This window comes from Streptomyces sp. NBC_00433 (assembly GCA_036015235.1).
Classification (GTDB): Bacteria; Actinomycetota; Actinomycetes; order Streptomycetales; family Streptomycetaceae; genus Actinacidiphila.
Genome location: CP107926.1, coordinates 347,432 through 364,131 on the forward strand (window position 1 = coordinate 347,432; position 16,700 = coordinate 364,131).

Sequence of the window (16,700 nt, forward strand, 5' to 3'; positions counted from 1 at the left end):
CCGCATCCGGATCGCCGGTACGGGCCCCGCGTGGTGCTCCGGTCCGTGCGCCGCCGACGGGGGCCCGCTGCCACCGGCCAGCGCACCGCCCACCGCGTAGGCCGCCGCGTTGACCAGCGCCCCGGCCGCCCCGCCGACCGCGAGTACCAGATAGACCAGACCGTCCCGCCGGGCCCGCGCGTTGATCCCCATGACCGAGAGTATTCAGCCCTTGCCGTCGGCCAGATCCGTAATAGCCCGTGGTGTCCCACTTCGGAGTGACATCGGGGCGGGCCGAGCCTCCTGCCCCGGGCGCCCGCCTGGTGTACTCGTCGTGATGCGTGGGGGGGAATCAACGAGGGCCTTCACACGCTATGACCTGGTGTGAAGAAGATCGGATTTCTCTCGTTCGGGCACTGGTCGCCCAGTGTGCACTCGCAGACGCGCTCCGCCGCCGACTTCCTGCACCAGTCGATCGACCTCGCGGTCGCGGCGGAGGAGCTGGGGGTGGACGGCGCGTACTTCCGGGTGCACCACTTCGCGGAGCAGGCGGGGAGCCCGTTCCCCTTGCTGTCGGCCATCGGCGCGCGCACGTCGAGGATCGAGATCGGTACCGGCGTGATCGACATGCGGTACGAGAACCCGCTGTACATGGCGGAGGACGCCGGCGCGGCCGACCTCATCTCGGGTGGCAGACTGCAGCTGGGCATCAGCCGTGGGTCACCGGAGCAGGTGATCGAGGGCTGGCGGTACTTCGGGTACGCGCCTGCCGAGGGGGAGACCGACGCGGACATGGCCCGGCGGCACGCGGAGGCGTTCCTCAAGGTGATCGAGGGCGAGGGCTTCGCCCGTCCGAACCCGCGGCCGATGTTCCCCAACCCGCCGGGGCTGCTGCGTGTCGAGCCGCACTCCGCCGGGCTGCGCGACCGGATCTGGTGGGGCTCCGGTTCGAACGCGACCTCGGTCTGGGCGGCGAAGCTGGGGATGAACCTGCAGAGCTCCACGCTGAAGGACGACGAGACGGGCGAGCCGTTGCACGTACAGCAGCGCAAGCAGATCGAGGCGTACCGCGCGGCGTACAAGGAGGCCGGCCATGAGCGCGAGCCGCGCGTCTCGGTCAGCCGCAGCATCTTCGCGCTGACCAGTGACACCGACCGCGCCTACTTCGGCCGCGACCGCAACTCGCAGGACCAGGTCGGGATGATCGACGAGAAGACCAGGGCGGTCTTCGGCCGCTCGTACGCCGGCGAGCCGGACGAACTGGTGAAGCTGCTCCAGGAGGACGAGGCGATCCAGGCCGCGGACACCGTGCTGCTGACCATTCCGAACCAGCTCGGGGTCGACTACAACGCCCACGTCCTGGAGAGCATCCTCACCCACGTCGCCCCCGACCTCGGCTGGCGGTAGTCGCGGGCCGCGGGGCTCGTGACCGCAAGCGGTCGGATGCCGGCGCGCCGATCAGCCAGAGGTTCCCACGCCATGTCAGCGGGGCCGCCGATCCCCCGCGGCGTGAAGTCCACCTTCCCAGCCTCGCCCTTCCTGGGAGCGGGGCGGACGCGAGGCCCCGGATGCCGAGGTGACGCGCCCGTTCTGCCCTCGGGCCGGGATGCGTGGACAGGTTGTCCGGGAAGGGCACGTACTCGTCGTGGTGGCCTGCCGCCTCCAAGCGAGCCAGGAGCTCACGCAGCCGCTTGTGCAGGCCGTTGTCGCGCTCCGCATCCGGCTCTGCGCTCCGCATCCGGCTGTGCGCACCGGTCACGCCAGTCCGGAATCGCGAGCGCGCCCCATGCGTGGCCGCTTTCTGGGTAGCCGAGTCGCGAAGGGCACGATAGGGGTGCCGGAGAAGCCCGGTCACGGGCGGAGGAAGGACAAGCCGTGCTCAAGGCCATCGCAGATGTACTCGGCAAGATCGGCAGTGCTGTCGCCACGGTGGTGACGCTGCCTTTCCGTGCTCTCGCCCGCCTCTTCGGCGGAGCGTCCGACACAGCGCACGGACACCACTGAGCTCCGACCGGCTGCGTATCCCCCCGCGGAGAGGGCGGCAGCAGCCACCAGGACAGGAGAGGAGCAGGTCATGGCCAAGGACGATCTTCAAGGACGCACCGTACTCGCGGTGGTGACGAACTACGGGGTCGAGCAGGACGAGCTGGTCGTCCCGGTCGACCACCTGCGCAAGAACGGGGCCGAGGTCGACGTGGCAGCGGTTTCCGACGAGCCGGTGCAGACGCTGGTGGGCGACAAGGAACCCGGCGCGGTGGTCACCCCCACACTCACCCTGGAGGCGGCCGACCCGGCCCGCTACGACCTGCTGCTGCTACCGGGCGGCGCCCTGAACGCCGACAGCCTCAGGACCGAGGACAAGGCCGTCGAGACGATCCGCGCCTTCGTCGCCTCGGGCCGCCCCGTAGCCGCGATCTGCCATGCCCCGTGGACGCTGATAGATGCCGACGTGGTCGGCGGCAAGACCCTGACGTCCTATCCCTCCCTGCGCACGGACATCCGCAACGCGGGCGGCGCCTGGGTCGACACTTCCGTGGTCAGCGACGACACCGACGGCTGGACACTGGTCACCTCCCGTACTCCCGATGACCTGGACGACTTCCTCCGCGAGCTCGAGAAGGCGCTCGTCACGTCTCCCTGACACGGCCCGCCTCCCGGTCGGAGGCTTCCGAGCGTCCAGGGTCTCCGTCGACACCGAGCGACATCCGGGCTGGGCCGGCGACCGTCCCATGGCTGGGCCGGGCCGAACCGAGTCGGAGGTCGTCCTCGCGGGGCTACGGGCCGTTCCGGCTGTACCGCCCACGAGAAGCCCTCCGACTCCGGGGGGAGACAGATGGGGTGGGCGAATCTCGTCCCTGACGGGCGTCTCGGGCGGACCGTGTTCCGGGCAAGTCGGCCTGCACCGGCGGGAGTCGGGGCCGCCGGGCTCATCGCCGTGTAGCGTGGTCGCGCGCCGGCGCGCTCTCGCGGGGCTCGGCGCTTCGCGCAGGAGTCGTCTGGGGGAGGGAGGACGGATGCCGGCCGCCCAGCGGGTCACGTCCCGCAATGCCCGGTTCCAACAGTGGGAGTCGCTGCTCACCAACCGCGGCAGGAGGCAGCGGGCACGGGAATTCCTCGTGCAGGGCGTACGACCGATCACGCTCGCGGTGGAACACGCCTGGCCCGTTCACACGCTCATTTTCGACGGCAGGCGGAAGCTCTCGCGCTGGGCCGAGGACCTGCTGCGCACGGTGCGGGCCGAGCGGGTCGCCATGGCCTCCGACATGCTGGCCGACCTCGGCGGGAAGAACGAGGACCCGCCCGAGATCGTCGCGGTGGTGGAGATGCCCGCCGACGACCTCGGACGGATAGCGGTCGGGGACGGCTTCCTCGGCGTGGTCTTCGACCGGCCCGCGGGGCCGGGGAACATAGGGAGCATCATCCGTTCCGCCGACGCCTTCGGCGCGGACGGCCTGATAGTGACCGGCCACGCCGCCGACGTCTACGACCCGAAGTCGGTCCGGGCCAGCACCGGTTCGGTCTTCGCCCTGCCCGCGGTCCGCGTGCCGTCCCCGCGGGAGGTGACGGACTGGCTGGACGTCCAGCGGGCCCGTGGCAGGAACGTCGTGCTGGTCGGCACCGACGAGCACGGTGACTGCGACGTCTTCGACTTCGACTTCACCCAGCCGGTCCTGCTGCTGATCGGCAACGAGACCAACGGGCTCAGCAGTACGTGGCGCGACCTGTGCGACCACATGGTCGGCATCCCGATGGCGGGGGCGGCGAGTTCGCTGAACGCCGCGAACGCCGCCACAGCGGTCCTCTACGAGGCCTCGCGGCAGCGGCTCGCCGCCGCGAAGCGCTGAGCTTCACCCCGCGGGCCGCGACGCCTCGGGGAAGGTCGCACGCCGAGCACCCCGACAACGCTGGTTCCGGTCTGCCCCTCCCGATCAGGGACAGCTTCGTGGGGGTGCTGGGCACCGTGGGGCGGCACGCCGAGGCGGAGGCCGAAGCCGTGTCGCTGGCCCGCCCCGTGCAGGTCGCCGCGCCCGGCCCCTTCCGCACTCCCGGACACCGTCGCCGACGGGCCGCGGTCGCCGGGCGGGCGGTCCTCGGCCCGTTCGTCCGCGTGGAATACCCGATAGGCTGCCCGTGGTGAGCCGGGAAGTCTGGTCGGCACAGGGAGTCAGCTGTCGCAAGAGGTGACAGCGGCCCCGCCTGTGGCGATCAGGAGAACGGTTCATGCGCGCGGTCGGGTCGGTCCTCTTTCTGGTCGTGCTGGCCACCGCCGTCGCCACCTTCGCCCGCCGCCGGCGGATCCCCGCGCCGCCGCTGCTGGTCATCGCGGGCCTGGCGGTGGCCCTGATACCGGGCACGCCCGCACTGCACGTCCCGCCGGACGTCATCGCCCTGGTCGTCCTGCCGCCCCTGCTCTACGCGTCGGCCGAGGAACTGTCCCTGCGGGACCTGCGGTTGGTGTGGCGGCCGGTGACCGTGCTGGCCTTCGGGCTGGTGCTGGCCTCTGCCGCCGCCGTCGGCGCCCTCGCGGTGGCCCTCACCCCGCTGTCGCCGTCCATGGCCTTCGTGCTCGGCGCGGTCCTGGCGAGCACGGACCCGGTGGCGGTCACCGCGCTGGGTCGGCGGCTGTCGCTGCCCGGCCGGGTCCAGGTGCTGGTGCAGGCCGAGAGTCTTTTCAACGACGCGACCTCGCTGGTGCTGTTCAAGGTGGCCGTCGGCGTCGCCGTCGCCTCCACGACGGTGCACTGGCCCATGGCCGCGGGCGAGTTCGGGCTGCTGGCCGGGGGCGGCACGGTGGCGGGCGCCCTCGTGGCCCGGCTGGTCGCCCTGATCAGGCGGCGGACCACCGACCCCGTACTCGACACCGTGATCGCCCTGGTCACGCCCTACGCCGCCTATGTGCTCGCCGAGTCGGCGCACACCTCGGGGGTGACCGCCGTGGTCGTCGCCGGTGTGCTGCTCGGCCGCTCCGGGCACCTCCTCAGCGACGCGCGCATCCGGCTCCAGGTGCAGGCGGTCTACGCCGTGGTGGTCTTCCTGCTGGAGAGCGTCGTCTTCAGCATCATCGGGCTGGAACTGCCGGCCCTCGTCGCCGACCTCCCCGACGGCTCCCGCTGGTGGCCCCTGCAGGCCCTCGCGATCGCGCTCGTCCTGATCGGCGTACGCGTCCTGTGGATGCTCCCGCTGTCCGCGGCGGTACGGCCCGCGAGCAGCCGGCCCTCCTGGCGGGTCGCGACGGTGGTGACCTGGGCGGGCACCCGCGGCGTGATGCCGCTGGCCGCCGCGCTGTCCATCCCGCTGACCGCCGCCGGCGACCGGTCGCTGCCGGGGCGGGAACTGGTCCTGGTCCTCACCACCGCCGTGGTGGTGCTCACCCTGGTGGTCCAGGGGCTGACGCTCGCCCCGCTGGTGAACCGCTCGGGGCTCGCGCTGGAGCCGGAACACACCTCCCAGGAGGAGACGACGGCACGCGACGCGCTCACCCGCGCCGCCCTGGCCCACCTCGACGGCCTCGCCGCCCTGGAGACCCTGCCGGAGACCGCACTCCACCGCATGCGCCACAACCTGGCCGCGCGTCTGGACCACGACACCGACGACCCGGACAACCCCTCGGCCGACGCCGCCTACCGCGACCTGCGCCGCGAGATCATCGCCCTGCAGAACACCGAGCTGCGCCGCCTCTACGACGAGCACCGCGTCAGCGACACCACCCGCCGCCGCCTGCAGACCGACCTCGACCGGGAGGAGTCCGGCCTGGGCGAAAGGTGACCGCCGGTACCGACCGTCCCTGTACCAGGGCCGTCCACCCCGCTCCGGCCGCCGGGCGCGCGCTATCCGCCGGCCGGGACCCGGGCCAGCAGCGCCTTCTTGTCCGGCTTGCCGCTGGGGGCGACCGGCACCGAGTCGAGCAGGGTGACCGTGGCGGGCTCGGCGCCTTCGCCCAGCATGGCGCGTACGGCTGCCCGCAGGTCGTCGGGCGCGGGCGTGCGGCCCGCCGTCGGGACGACGAAGGCGTGCGCGGCCTCGCCGGTGTGCTCGTCGGGCGCGCCCACCACGTAGGCCTGGTCGACGTCCGGGTGGGCCGCGAGCGCCGCCTCGATCGCGCCCGCGTAGTGCAGGATCGCGTTGACGAAGATCACGTCACGGGCGCGTCCGAGCAGCCGCAGGTAGCCGTCCGCGCCGAGGGTGCCGAGGTCCCGGGTCCTGATCCAGCCCTCCCTGACCACTTCGCGGGTCTCGTCCTCGTCGTGCCAGTAGCCGGACATCGCGCCGGCCGCGCGCACCCATATCTCGCCGGTCGTGCCGGCCGGGACGGGCTGCCCGTGCGGGTCGCGCACGCTGATCTCGACTTCGGGCATCGGACGTCCGACGGTGTCCAGCACCTTGTCGCCGTGTTCGGCGAGGTCCTCGGGGCCGAGCAGGGACAGCATGCCGGTCTCGGTCTGGCCGTAGCCCTGGTAGACCACCGGGCCGAGCCGCTCGACGGCCTCGGCCAGGCGGTGCGGCGGCAGCGGTGAGCCCGCGACGAGCAGCGCCCGCAGGCTGGAGGTGTCGGCCTGCTCGGTGCGCAGGGTGTCGAGCACCTGGTAGAGCCTCGCCACCGTGCACAGGCAGGCGGTGACGCGGTGGCGCTCCCAGGAGGAGGGGAAGGACACCGGCTCGCCGGGGATCACCGCGGTGCCGCCGCTGAGCAGGCACAGTGCGAGGTGCTCCAGCATCACCGCGCTGGTCAGCGTCCCGAAGACCAGGAACCGGCCGTAGCCCGCGGCGAGTCGGCGTGCCCGGTCGCTCCAGCCTGTGGGCTGCCAGGACCAGTGGCGGCTCAGGGCGCGGTAGGTCTGGGCGGAGCCCTTGGGATTGCCGGTGCTGCCGCTGGTCAGGCAGATCAGGCCGATGTCGTCGGGGCGGCCGTGTGCGACCAGGGCGTCGTCACCGTCGTGGCCGGCCTCGGGCGCCGCGTGCCCGCCGGCTGCCAGGAGGACGAGATCGAGGTCGACCACCGGTATCGAGGCCGCCTCGGCGGCCGCGGCGAGGTCCGCGGTCGCGGTCGTGCCGTCGGCGACCACCGCCTCGACGTCCTGCGCGAGCACGTGCCGCAGTTGGGGGGGCGTCAGGCCGGGGCGCAGGCCGGTGACGCGGCATCCGAGCAGGTGGGCGGCGATCTGCGCGGCGAAGCCCGCCGGGGTCACCGCCGTGGTGACGGCGACGCCGCGCCCCGCGCCGAGGCCCGCGGCCCGCAGGCCCGCGACGCAGCTCCGTATCAGGTCGAGCACCTCGGCACGGGTGACGGGTTGTGACCGGAATTCGAAGGCGGGGGTGTCGGGGTCCCGCAGGAAGGCCTCCACGAGGGGCCGCGGAAACACCGGGTCGGCAGGTCCGTCCATGTTTTCCTCCCGATCCGGACATACGGACACCAAGGTCGATTCCAGGCCATTGGCAAACCTGGGCGCCGCGTACGCACAGTATTTGCACAGCACGCGGCCGGCGCGCTCCCGCGTATTGCCGCGCCACTGCCCATGGGCCGCCCAGCCCGTTCCGGAAGTTATCCATCCACCCCGATACCCAACCTCGCAATGGCGTGTGACATGGATCACATTTTGACCCTCTGGATACCTTCTTTAACCCTCAACTAGGGTGACCGCATCCTCATCAGATCCCGGGAGGGCATGTGTCCGGAGAAGAGCGGGTCGACTACCTGGTAGTGGGCGGAGGGCCGGCCGGAATTCAGGCGGCATATTTCCTGGAACGGGCCGGCCGGGACTATCTGGTGTTAGAGGCGGGCGAGGTCGGCACCTTCTTCACCAGATTCCCCCGGCACCGGACGCTGATTTCCATCAACAAGGTGCACACCGGCTGGGACGACCCCGAGCTGAAGCTGCGTACGGACTGGAATTCGCTGCTGTCCGAGGAGAACCACCCCCTCTTCACCGCCGTCACACCCCGCTACTTCCCGTCGGCCGACGACATGGTCGGCTACCTCGGCGACTTCGCCAGGGTCCACGGACTGCGCATCCGCGGCAACACACGTGTCACCCGCATCTCCCGGCCCCCCGCGGCGGACGGTTCGGCCCGCGGCGACTTCGAGGTGACGACCGGGGACGGCACCGTGCTGCACGCCGGGCGGCTGATCGTGGCAACCGGTGTCTCCCGGCCCTACGTCCCGGCCATCGACGGCGCCGAGCTGGCCGAGCGGTACGACGAGGTGTCCGTCGACCCGGCCGACTTCACCGGGCAGCGGGTACTGATCGTCGGCCGGGGAAATTCCGCATTCGAAACCGCGGACAACCTCATCGAAACCGCCGCGGTGATCCATGTGGCCGGTCCCGGATCGCTGAAACTGGCCTGGCAGACCCACTTCGTGGGCCATCTCAGAGCGGTGAACAACAACTTCCTCGACACATACCAGCTCAAATCCCAGAACGCACTTCTCGACGGCGAGATCGTCCGTATCAGGAGGGACGGGGACGACGGCCGCTTCCATGTCGCCGTCAAGTTCTTGCGGGTGGACGAAGTGGTGAAGGAGATATCCTACGACCGGGTCATCCTTGCCACCGGATTCCGCTTCGACGCCTCGGTATTCGCGGAGGAGTGCCGTCCCGAGCTGACGATCAACGACCGCTTCCCCGCGCAGACCGACGCCTGGGAGTCCGTCAACGTCCCCGATCTGTACTTCGCCGGCACCATCACCCAGGTACGCGACTTCAAGAAGTCGACCAGCGGATTCATCCACGGCTTCCGCTACGGGGTACGCGCGCTGCACCACATCCTGGAGCAGCGCTACCACGACACGTCCTGGCCGCGGACCGAGCCGGCCGCCACCCCGCAGGCCGTCGCCGACGCCGTGCTGAAGCGGATCAACCGCACCTCCGCGCTGTGGCAGTTGTTCGGGTTCCTCTGCGACGCCGTGGTGGTGAGCGGCACCGGCGCGGTCGGCTACTACGAGGAGGTACCGGTCGACCACCTCCACCGGGTGGCCGCGGAGGGCGCGTTCGGCGCCGCCGACCGCTATCTCACGGTCACCCTCGAATACGGCGAGGACCACGACAAGGTCAATCCGTTCGACGTCTCGGTCAGCCGGCTCTCCCAGCAGACGGCCACCGGGCTCGACGGGCGCTACCTGCACCCGGTGGTCCGGCTCTTCCAGGACGGCAAGCCGGTCGCCGAGCACCACCTCACGGAGAACCTGGAGAACGAGTGGGACAGCGCGGAGGTCCACCGCGCCCCGCTGGTCCGCTTCCTGGCCGCACACCTCGCCCCCGGGCAACCCGCGCGGCCGCACCCGGACCTGCCGGAAGACGCAGCCGCGGACCCGTCGTGACCGGCGGCGGGCCCCCCGTACCCGGCGTGCTCGCGGAGCTGCGGGAGAAGGCCGCGGCCCGGCTCGACCCCGTGCACTGGGACTTCTACGAGGGCGGCGCCGGCGAGGAGATCGCGGCGGCCGAGAACGTCCGGGCCTTCCGGCGGCTGGCCCTGCTGCCGCGCGTGCTGCGCGGGGCGGGGCAGGCCGACACCTCCGTCAGCCTGCCCGGCGCCCGCGCGCGAACGCCCGTCGTGGTGGCCCCCACCGCCTTCCACGGCCTGGCCCACCCGGACGGCGAGCGCGCCACCGCCCGCGCGGCCGCCGCGGCGGGCGCGGTGCTGATCACCTCGATGGCCTCGACCACCGCGGTCGCCGAGGTGACGGCGTCGGCCCGGTCCGTACGCGAGGACGCCGCCGTGTGGTTCCAGCTCTACCTCCAGCCGGATGCCGACGTGACGGACGCCCTCGCCCGGCGGGCCGCACGGGCCGGCTGCACGGCCCTGGTGGTCACGGTCGACTCCCCCGTCTTCGGCCGCCGCAGGCGCGACGACCGCAACGGCTTCCACGACCTGCCGCCGGGCCACGCGCCGGAGAACATGCGCGGCCTGCCCGGGGCGCCTCCCGGCGGCACCCTGGACATCGCCATGTCGCCCGCGCTGTCCTGGGACGACCTGCGCCGGCTTCGCGACGGCCACGACCTGCCCATCCTGCTCAAGGGGGTCCTGCACCCGGACGACGCGCGGCTGGCTGTCGCGGAGGGGATGCGGGGCGTGATCGTGTCCAACCACGGGGGCCGGCAGCTCGATGCCGCGCCCGCCGCCGTGGAGGCGCTGCCGCGGGTGGCGGACGCGGTGGCGGGCCGGATCCCCGTACTGCTCGACGGCGGGGTGCGCACCGGCTCCGACGTGGTGACCGCGCTGGCGCTCGGTGCCACCGCGGTCGGGGTCGGCCGGCCCGTCCTGTGGGGGCTGGCCGCCGACGGGGAGGACGGCGTGGCGCGCGTGCTGGCGGAGCTGCGGGCCGACACCGCCCATGTGCTGACGCTGTGCGGTGCCCGGGACTGCTCGGGGCCGACCAGGGACCAGGTGGTGGCCCGCGGGCCGCGGGCGGTGGCCGGATGCTGAGGAAGGCCGCCGCCGCGGCACTCGTGCTGTCCACTCCCTACTGGCTGCCGAGGACCCTGATCTCGCTGCGCACACGGGTGTTCGCCCGGGTCAACGGCCCCGAAGGCGTCGTGGTGCCCAACGCCGAGGTCGGCCCCGAGCGCTTCGCCGAGCTGTACGCGCACCCCGCCGCGAACGGCCGCAGCAAGGGTGCGGGCCTGTCCGACCTGTTCTGGTACTGGCTCTCCCCCGGTCCCGAGGTCCACCAGGAGCACCTGGAGCCCGGTCCCCGCTACGACGCGGTCGCCCGCACCACCGCCGCGATCCTGGCGGGCACCAGCGCGGACCTGTCGGCCGCCGCAGCCCGGTGCGCGGCGGGCGTGCTCGACGAATCAGTATCCGGCGAGGTCTCGCTGGTCCGGCTGCGGGACCTGATGATGCCGGTGTGGGCGGAGTTCTTCTACGGCCTGGTCTTCCGCGAGCCCTGCCCACCGAGCGTCCGGCGGCTGATCGTCGACAATGCCGAGGACGTGGTCAACTCCCTGAAGAACACCCGGCTGCGGCACATGCGCCGCCGTGACCGCCTGACCCGCTACCTGCTGCGGCGCCTCGCCGCGGACGAGGTGCCGCACGCGCTGCCCGCCGAACTCGGGACGCCCTTGCAGCGCGCGCACTACCTGCAGGGCACCTTCTTCAACACCGCGGTCGTGCAGATGTCGGAGGCGATGGCGCACCTGCTGCTCGTGCTGGCCCAACACCAGGACGTCCAGCGGCGGCTGGCCGCGCACCCGGGCGACGACCACGACCTGGGCAACGTCATGAACGAGGCGCTGCGCCTGTTCCCGCTGTTCGGCATCGCGCACCGGATCACCAGCGCCGACATCGACCTCGGCGACGGGGTGGCCTACCCGGCGGGCACCGTGCTGTGCTTCGACTACCCCGCCTACCACGCCACCGGCCATATCCGTCCGGAGGTCTTCGACCCCGGCAGATGGGACCGGATCTCGCTCAAGGACGCCCACCACATCCCCTTCGGGGTGGCCGCGAACCGGCCCTGCCCGGCATGGCGGCTGTCCCCGCTGGTCATGAGGGCGGTGACCCGGGAGGTGCTGGCCCGCTTCACGCTGCACTCCTCCGTCTCCCACACCCGCTCCATTCCGCATCGGGCGCCGTGCCTGCTCGTGGTGAGCGGGCGCACGCTGCCGCGGCATCGGATGGCGGCCGCGCTGGCCTTCCTGCGGCTGCGGGACCGGTGGGAGGACGTGGGCCGCAGCCTGCTGCAACTCGCCCTCGGCAGCTGGATGGTGGCGGACGCGCGGCGCCTGCGGATGGCGGCGGCGTGGTTCGCAGGCCACGACGCGCAGGGCCTTCCCCTCGGGCCCGACGCGGCCGCGGCCGTACCGCCGCCGAGCTGTCCCCGCCACAGCGGCTGACCCGCCACCCCCCGGCACACGCCCGCTCCCCCCACCGCTTCATGCCGAAGGGCCTCCTCTCATGTCCGCGACCGAACTGGGCACCTCGTTCCTCCTCGCCGTCGTCGTCATCCTGGCCGTCTGCCGGGGCGCCACACTGCTGCTGCGCCCGGTCGGGCAACCGCCGGTGGTCGCCGAGATGATCGCGGGGGTGCTGCTCGGCCCCTCGGTGCTCGGCCTGCTGCTCCCCTCGGTCGAGCACCACCTCTTCCCCGACCAGCTGCGGCCGGTGCTCTACGTCGCCGGGCAGCTCGGGCTGGTGCTGTTCATGTTCCAGTCGGGGTACGAATTCCGGCTGGAACGGCTGAAGTCGGTGGCCGGCCCCGCGTCGATGATCTCCCTCGCGGGCATCATGGCGCCGCTGCTGTTCGGTGCCGCGCTCACCTGGGCCGTGCGGGACTCCGTGGACACCTCGCCGCCCGGCGTCCCGCTGCACGTGACGGTGCTGTTCGTCGGCGTCACGCTGGCGATCACCGCCTTCCCGATGCTGGCCAGGATCATCATCGAACGCCGGCTCGGCGGCACCGTCTTCGGCACCATCGCGCTGGCGGCCGGCGCGGTGGACGACGTGGCGGCGTGGATCCTGCTGGCCGGCGTGGTGAGCCTGGCGCGCGGGACCGCGGGGACGCTGGTGCTGGCCGCCTCGGGCGCCGCCGGCCTGGTGGTGGCGCTGTACTTCCTGGTCAGGTACCGCGGTCCGCTGCTGCGCGCGACCGAGCGGCTCACCGCGGAGCAACTGCTCCTGGTGACCCTGCTCGCCCTGTGCCTGGCCGCCTGGTACACCGACCGGATCGGCCTCTACGCGGTCTTCGGCGCCTTCAGCCTGGGCGCCGCCTATCCGCGCTCACCCCGTATCGACCGCACGATCGAGACCACGGCCCCGCTGAGCGGGATGCTGCTGCTGCCGCTGTTCTTCACCTACTCCGGGCTGAACACCGACACGGGGCTGCTGACCGATCCCTCGCTGCTGCTGTTCGCCGCGGGCTGCACGCTGGTGGCCGTCGCCGGCAAGCTCGGGGCGTGCTGGCTGGCCGCGCGGCTGGCCGGGCAGCCGCAAGGAGTGGCGCTGCGGATCGGCACCCTGATGAACGCCCGCGGGCTGATGCAGCTCATCGCCATCAACGTCGGCCTGGCCGACGGCATCGTGTCGCCCTCGATGTTCACGGTGCTGGTCGTGGTGGCGGTGGTCACCACGGTGATGGCGACCCCGCTGCTGGCCCTGTGGGACCGGTTGGACGGGGGCGTCCCCACCGCCGACGACGCTGCGGCCCGCGCCCGGGAGGAGGACCCGCCCGCGGTCGCGACCCCCGGCGGACCGCCGTCCGCCGCGGGCGCTTAGCCGGCGGTCCGGTGTCGGCGGGCCTTGTGTCAACGCGGTGTTGCGGAAATATGCCATCGCGGCGGTCGTATGAAATGAACGTGACAAGTACACCTCTGTCGTAGCCGCCTGCTCACGGCCGGTCGTAGCCTCACCGACGCACATGCGACTCCGCCGAGCGGGCGGGCCCCCGGCCCGCGCGCCCCCGCTCTCCCCTTGTCAGGAGGCGTACCACCGTGAGCCGTCAAGACCAGCAGGACCTCGGCCGGCGAGGCTTCATCGCCGGCGCAGCAGCCGTGGCCTCGGCCGCGATCGCCGGCACCGCCGCCGGGGCCGTCCCGGCGCAGGCCGCGGCCGCGAGCCGCCCCAACATCCTGGTCGTCCTCACCGACGACCAGCCCAACGCCACCGAGTGGGCCACCCCCAAGACGGTGGCCTGGCTGGTCGACAACGGGGTGAAGTTCAGCCGCGGCCATGTGAGCACCCCCCTGTGCGCGCCGTCCCGGTCGTCGATCTTCAGCGGGCGCTACGCGCACAACCACGGCGTGCGCGACAACAGCAGCCCCTACAACCTGGACCAGCACACGACCGTGCAGCGCTACCTGCACGACGGCGGCTACCGGACCGGGCTGTTCGGCAAGTACCTCAACGCCTGGCACAACACCGACAACCCGCCGCACTTCGACGAGTGGCTGCTGCTCGACCCGGTGGCCTACAACAACGCCACCTACAACGACAACGGCACCGTGCGGACCATCGCCGGCTACAGCACCACCGTCGTCAAGAACCGCGTCCTGGACTTCCTCGACGGGTCGAGGACCGACCAGCGCCCCTGGTTCGCCTTCGTCGCGCCCAAGGCGCCGCACGCGCCCAACACCCCCGAGTCCAAGTACGCCGACACCGCCGTACCCGAGTGGAACGGCCGCCCCTCGGTGCCGGAGGCCGACCGCAGCGACAAGCCCGACTACATCAAGAACGCCACCCACACCCTGGCCGACGGCCGCGACATCCGCCGCAACCAGCTGCGGACGCTGCTGTCCGTCGACGACGCGGTCCAGGAGATCCACGACAAGCTCGCGGCGCTCGGCCAGTTGCAGAACACCCTGGTCATCTACCTCGGCGACAACGGCTACTGCTGGGGCGACCACGGCTGGACCGCCAAGTCCGTGCCCTACCGGCCGTCCGTCGAGGTGCCTTTCTACGTGTCCTGGCCCGCGGCAGGCCTGTCCGGCGGCACCGTCGACGACCGGATCGCCGCCAACATCGACATCGCCCCCACCCTCCTCGACGCGGCGGGCATCACCCCGGACACCCCGCAGAACGGCCACTCGCTCCTCGGCTCCTACCGGCGCGACCACCTGCTGACCGAGTGGTGGCACCGCGGCCAGGGCGACGACCCGCACACCTGGGCCTCGACCGTCAGCGCGACCCGGCAGTACACGGAGTACTACAAGCTGCACACGGACACCGCCGGCCAGCAGGTCGGCACCGGCGAGCTGGTCCTCCGCGAGTACTACGACCTCGTCAACGACCCGTACCAGCTGACCAACCTGCTTTACCAGGCGACACCGGCGCAGGAGGCCGCCCTCGGCATCCCGGCGCTGGCCGCGCAACTGGCGGCCGACCGGGCGGCCTGACCAGCGCCGACGGGTGCCGGTGGCGCGGGGGTCCCGGCGCCACCGGCGCCCGGTCAGAAGGTGGCGGCGGGGTTGAGCTCCGAGTGGGTGATGCCGCTGCCGGGCAGGGACCACTTCGCGAAGATCCGCGCGTAGTCGCCGTCGGCGATGAGCTTGTTCACCGCGTCGCTCAGGGCCTTCGCCAGGGGTGAGTTCTTCGCGGTGACGAATCCGACCGGGGTGGTGCTGATCTCGCCGAGGAATCTGAGGTTCGGGATGTGGGCCGCCTCGTACTTCACGGAGAGCGTCGGGCCGAAGGAGACGTCGATCTTGCCGTTCTGGAGGCCGAGGAGGATCGGGCCGTTGTCGGAGAAGTACTGGACCTTGTAGGGCTTCTTCCCCGCGGTGGCGCATCCGCCGGCGCCGTCGGTGAGCAGCTGCTGGAAGGTCGAGCCCGGGGTGGTGGCGATCGTCAGGCCGCACAGGTCGGTGAGCTGCTTGGCGGTGTCGACGGGCGTGTCCTTCGCGCCGAGGAAGGCCTGGCCGTCGTTGAGGTAGGTCGCGAAGTCAACGACCTGCTCGCGGGCCTTGGTGACGCCGAAGTTGTCCTGGCCGACGTCGTAACGGCCGTTCTGCACGCCGGGGATCACGGTGGGGAAGGTGCCGTACTGCACGTCCCACTCGATGCCGAGGACCTTCGCGACCGCGTCGCGCAGGTCGACGTCGAGGCCGACGGGGGTGCCGTCCCGCTCACCGCCGTGCGGCAGGCTGGACGTACCGGGGGCGCGGGTGGTGCCCAGCGCCAGCTTGCCCGCCGCGCGCGCCCCGGCGGGAAGTTCGGCCGCGATCGCCGGGTCGGTGGCGATCGAGGAGACGACGTCCTGTGCCGGGATCGCGGTGGCGTCCGCCGGCTTGGCGCCGGTCGCGGCGGACCCGTTGCCGCCGCTCGCGCCGCCGGAGCCGGCGTCGTCGGAGGAGCTGCCGCAGGCCGCGAGCAGGAGCAGTGCCGCGGTCGCGGCGGAAAGGGCGTACGGGGTGAGGCGGCGTCTGGGGGTGCTCATGGGCGTGCCTTTCACGCGAGGGGGACCTGCGGGAGGGGTGCGGGCCGGCGACGGTGAGGGCTCCGCGGGGGAAGGGGGCGGGACGCGGCGGCCGTCAGAGCACGGCGGCGAGGAAGGAACGGGCTCGCTCGTGCCGGGGGTCGGTGAGGACCTCCGCGGGCGGGCCGGACTCGATGATCCGGCCGCCGTCGAGGAAGACGACGTTGTCGGCGACCTTCCGGGCGAAGCCGATCTCGTGCGTCACGACGATCATGGTCATGCCGCCGACTGCCAGGTCCTGGATCACGGCGAGGACCTCGCCGACCAGTTCCGGGTCCAGCGCGCTGGTCGGCTCGTCGAACAGCAGCAGCCGCGGGTCCATGGCCAGCGCGCGGGCGATGGCGACCCGCTGCTGCTGGCCGCCGGACAGCCGGCGGGGGTAGGAGCCCTCCCGGTCGCCGAGGCCCACCCGCTCCAGCAGTTCGCGGGCTCGGGCGGTGGCCTGCTTGCGCGGCAGGCGGCGTACCGCGACCGGTGCCTCGGTGATGTTCTCCAGCAGCGTCATGTGCGGGAAGAGGTTGAACTGCTGGAAGACCATGCCCACCTGGGCCCGCTGCTGGGTGACGGCGCGGGAGCGCAGTGCGTGCAGCCGGGCGCCGTCCTGGCGGTAGCCGACGATGTCGCCGCCGATCTCCACGAAGCCGGCGTCCGGCGTCTCCAGATGGTTCACGCAGCGCAGCAGCGTGGACTTGCCGGACCCGGACGGGCCGAGCAGCACGGTGACCTCGCCCTCGCGCACGTCCAGGTCGACTCCGTCCAGGACGACATTGGCACCGAAGCTCTTGCGCAGGCCGCGGACGCGGACCAGGGGGCG

The 16,700-nt window shown here is 72.2% G+C and carries 14 protein-coding genes; 11 read left to right on the forward strand and 3 right to left on the reverse strand.

The genetic code is table 11. The features are described 5' to 3' along the window. The first annotated feature begins 363 nt into the window (after positions 1 to 363). From OG900_01420 to OG900_01445, 6 genes are all read left to right on the forward strand, one after another. Positions 364 to 1,386, forward strand: coding sequence for an LLM class flavin-dependent oxidoreductase (locus OG900_01420; GenBank protein WUH88916.1), 1,023 nt, complete (start codon positions 364 to 366; stop codon positions 1,384 to 1,386). Positions 1,387 to 1,854: 468 nt separating this feature from the next. Next, complete coding sequence (locus OG900_01425; GenBank protein ID WUH88917.1) at positions 1,855 to 1,983, forward strand: LPFR motif small protein; 129 nt, start codon at positions 1,855 to 1,857, stop codon at positions 1,981 to 1,983. 70 nt (positions 1,984 to 2,053) lie between these two features. Next, a complete protein-coding gene (locus OG900_01430; GenBank protein ID WUH88918.1) occupies positions 2,054 to 2,620 on the forward strand; it encodes a type 1 glutamine amidotransferase in 567 nt (188 codons plus the stop codon). Positions 2,621 to 2,993: 373 nt separating this feature from the next. Beyond that, entirely contained in the window at positions 2,994 to 3,824 is an 831-nt protein-coding gene (locus OG900_01435) for an rRNA methyltransferase (protein ID WUH88919.1), read from the forward strand. Positions 3,825 to 3,928: 104 nt separating this feature from the next. Continuing rightward, on the forward strand, positions 3,929 to 4,117 hold the full coding sequence (locus OG900_01440; GenBank protein WUH88920.1) for a hypothetical protein: 189 nt from the start codon (positions 3,929 to 3,931) through the stop codon (positions 4,115 to 4,117). 83 nt (positions 4,118 to 4,200) lie between these two features. Continuing rightward, a complete protein-coding gene (locus OG900_01445) occupies positions 4,201 to 5,745 on the forward strand; it encodes a Na+/H+ antiporter (GenBank protein ID WUH88921.1) in 1,545 nt (514 codons plus the stop codon). A gap of 62 nt (positions 5,746 to 5,807) precedes the next feature. On the opposite strand, the gene OG900_01450 is transcribed toward OG900_01445, so the two are convergent. Then, the gene (locus OG900_01450) at positions 5,808 to 7,361 is read right to left on the reverse strand and encodes a fatty acid--CoA ligase family protein (GenBank protein ID WUH88922.1); all 1,554 of its coding nucleotides are present in this window, start codon (positions 7,359 to 7,361) and stop codon (positions 5,808 to 5,810) included. A 284-nt stretch (positions 7,362 to 7,645) separates the two neighbouring features. On the opposite strand from OG900_01450, the gene OG900_01455 reads away from it, so the two are divergent. The 5 genes from OG900_01455 (at position 7,646) to OG900_01475 (ending at position 14,807) form a co-directional block, all read left to right on the forward strand. Continuing rightward, on the forward strand, positions 7,646 to 9,295 hold the full coding sequence (locus OG900_01455; GenBank protein ID WUH88923.1) for an NAD(P)-binding domain-containing protein: 1,650 nt from the start codon (positions 7,646 to 7,648) through the stop codon (positions 9,293 to 9,295). Then, the gene (locus OG900_01460) at positions 9,292 to 10,401 is read left to right on the forward strand and encodes an alpha-hydroxy-acid oxidizing protein (protein ID WUH88924.1); all 1,110 of its coding nucleotides are present in this window, start codon (positions 9,292 to 9,294) and stop codon (positions 10,399 to 10,401) included. The genes OG900_01455 and OG900_01460 overlap by 4 nt, the downstream gene beginning before the upstream one ends. Further along, a complete protein-coding gene (locus OG900_01465; GenBank protein WUH88925.1) occupies positions 10,395 to 11,813 on the forward strand; it encodes a cytochrome P450 in 1,419 nt (472 codons plus the stop codon). The genes OG900_01460 and OG900_01465 overlap by 7 nt, the downstream gene beginning before the upstream one ends. 61 nt (positions 11,814 to 11,874) lie before the next feature. Continuing rightward, positions 11,875 to 13,191 (forward strand): cation:proton antiporter, encoded by a 1,317-nt coding sequence (locus OG900_01470; protein ID WUH88926.1) that lies wholly within the window; start codon positions 11,875 to 11,877, stop codon positions 13,189 to 13,191. A 215-nt stretch (positions 13,192 to 13,406) separates the two neighbouring features. Further along, positions 13,407 to 14,807, forward strand: a complete 1,401-nt coding sequence (locus OG900_01475) for a sulfatase (GenBank protein WUH88927.1) — start codon at positions 13,407 to 13,409, stop codon at positions 14,805 to 14,807. Positions 14,808 to 14,860: 53 nt separating this feature from the next. Here the strand turns inward: OG900_01475 and OG900_01480 are convergent, their stop codons facing one another. Together OG900_01480 and OG900_01485 are read right to left on the reverse strand one after the other, a co-directional pair. Then, positions 14,861 to 15,847: a transporter substrate-binding domain-containing protein gene (locus OG900_01480; GenBank protein WUH88928.1), complete on the reverse strand. Its 987-nt coding sequence runs from the start codon at positions 15,845 to 15,847 to the stop codon at positions 14,861 to 14,863. A gap of 94 nt (positions 15,848 to 15,941) precedes the next feature. Further along, on the reverse strand, positions 15,942 to 16,694 hold the full coding sequence (locus OG900_01485; protein ID WUH95581.1) for an amino acid ABC transporter ATP-binding protein: 753 nt from the start codon (positions 16,692 to 16,694) through the stop codon (positions 15,942 to 15,944). Positions 16,695 to 16,700: the final 6 nt, after the last annotated feature.

Excerpts from the sequence above, each read along its gene's own strand:
- OG900_01430 (WUH88918.1), top strand. The coding sequence starts at position 2,054 with ATGGCCAAGGACGATCTTCAAGGACGCACCGTACTCGCGGTGGTGACG.
- OG900_01435 (WUH88919.1), top strand. The coding sequence starts at position 2,994 with ATGCCGGCCGCCCAGCGGGTCACGTCCCGCAATGCCCGGTTCCAACAG.
- OG900_01445 (WUH88921.1), top strand. The coding sequence starts at position 4,201 with ATGCGCGCGGTCGGGTCGGTCCTCTTTCTGGTCGTGCTGGCCACCGCC.
- OG900_01450 (WUH88922.1), bottom strand. The coding sequence starts at position 7,361 with ATGGACGGACCTGCCGACCCGGTGTTTCCGCGGCCCCTCGTGGAGGCC.
- OG900_01465 (WUH88925.1), top strand. The coding sequence starts at position 10,395 with ATGCTGAGGAAGGCCGCCGCCGCGGCACTCGTGCTGTCCACTCCCTAC.
- OG900_01470 (WUH88926.1), top strand. The coding sequence starts at position 11,875 with ATGTCCGCGACCGAACTGGGCACCTCGTTCCTCCTCGCCGTCGTCGTC.
- OG900_01480 (WUH88928.1), bottom strand. The coding sequence starts at position 15,847 with ATGAGCACCCCCAGACGCCGCCTCACCCCGTACGCCCTTTCCGCCGCG.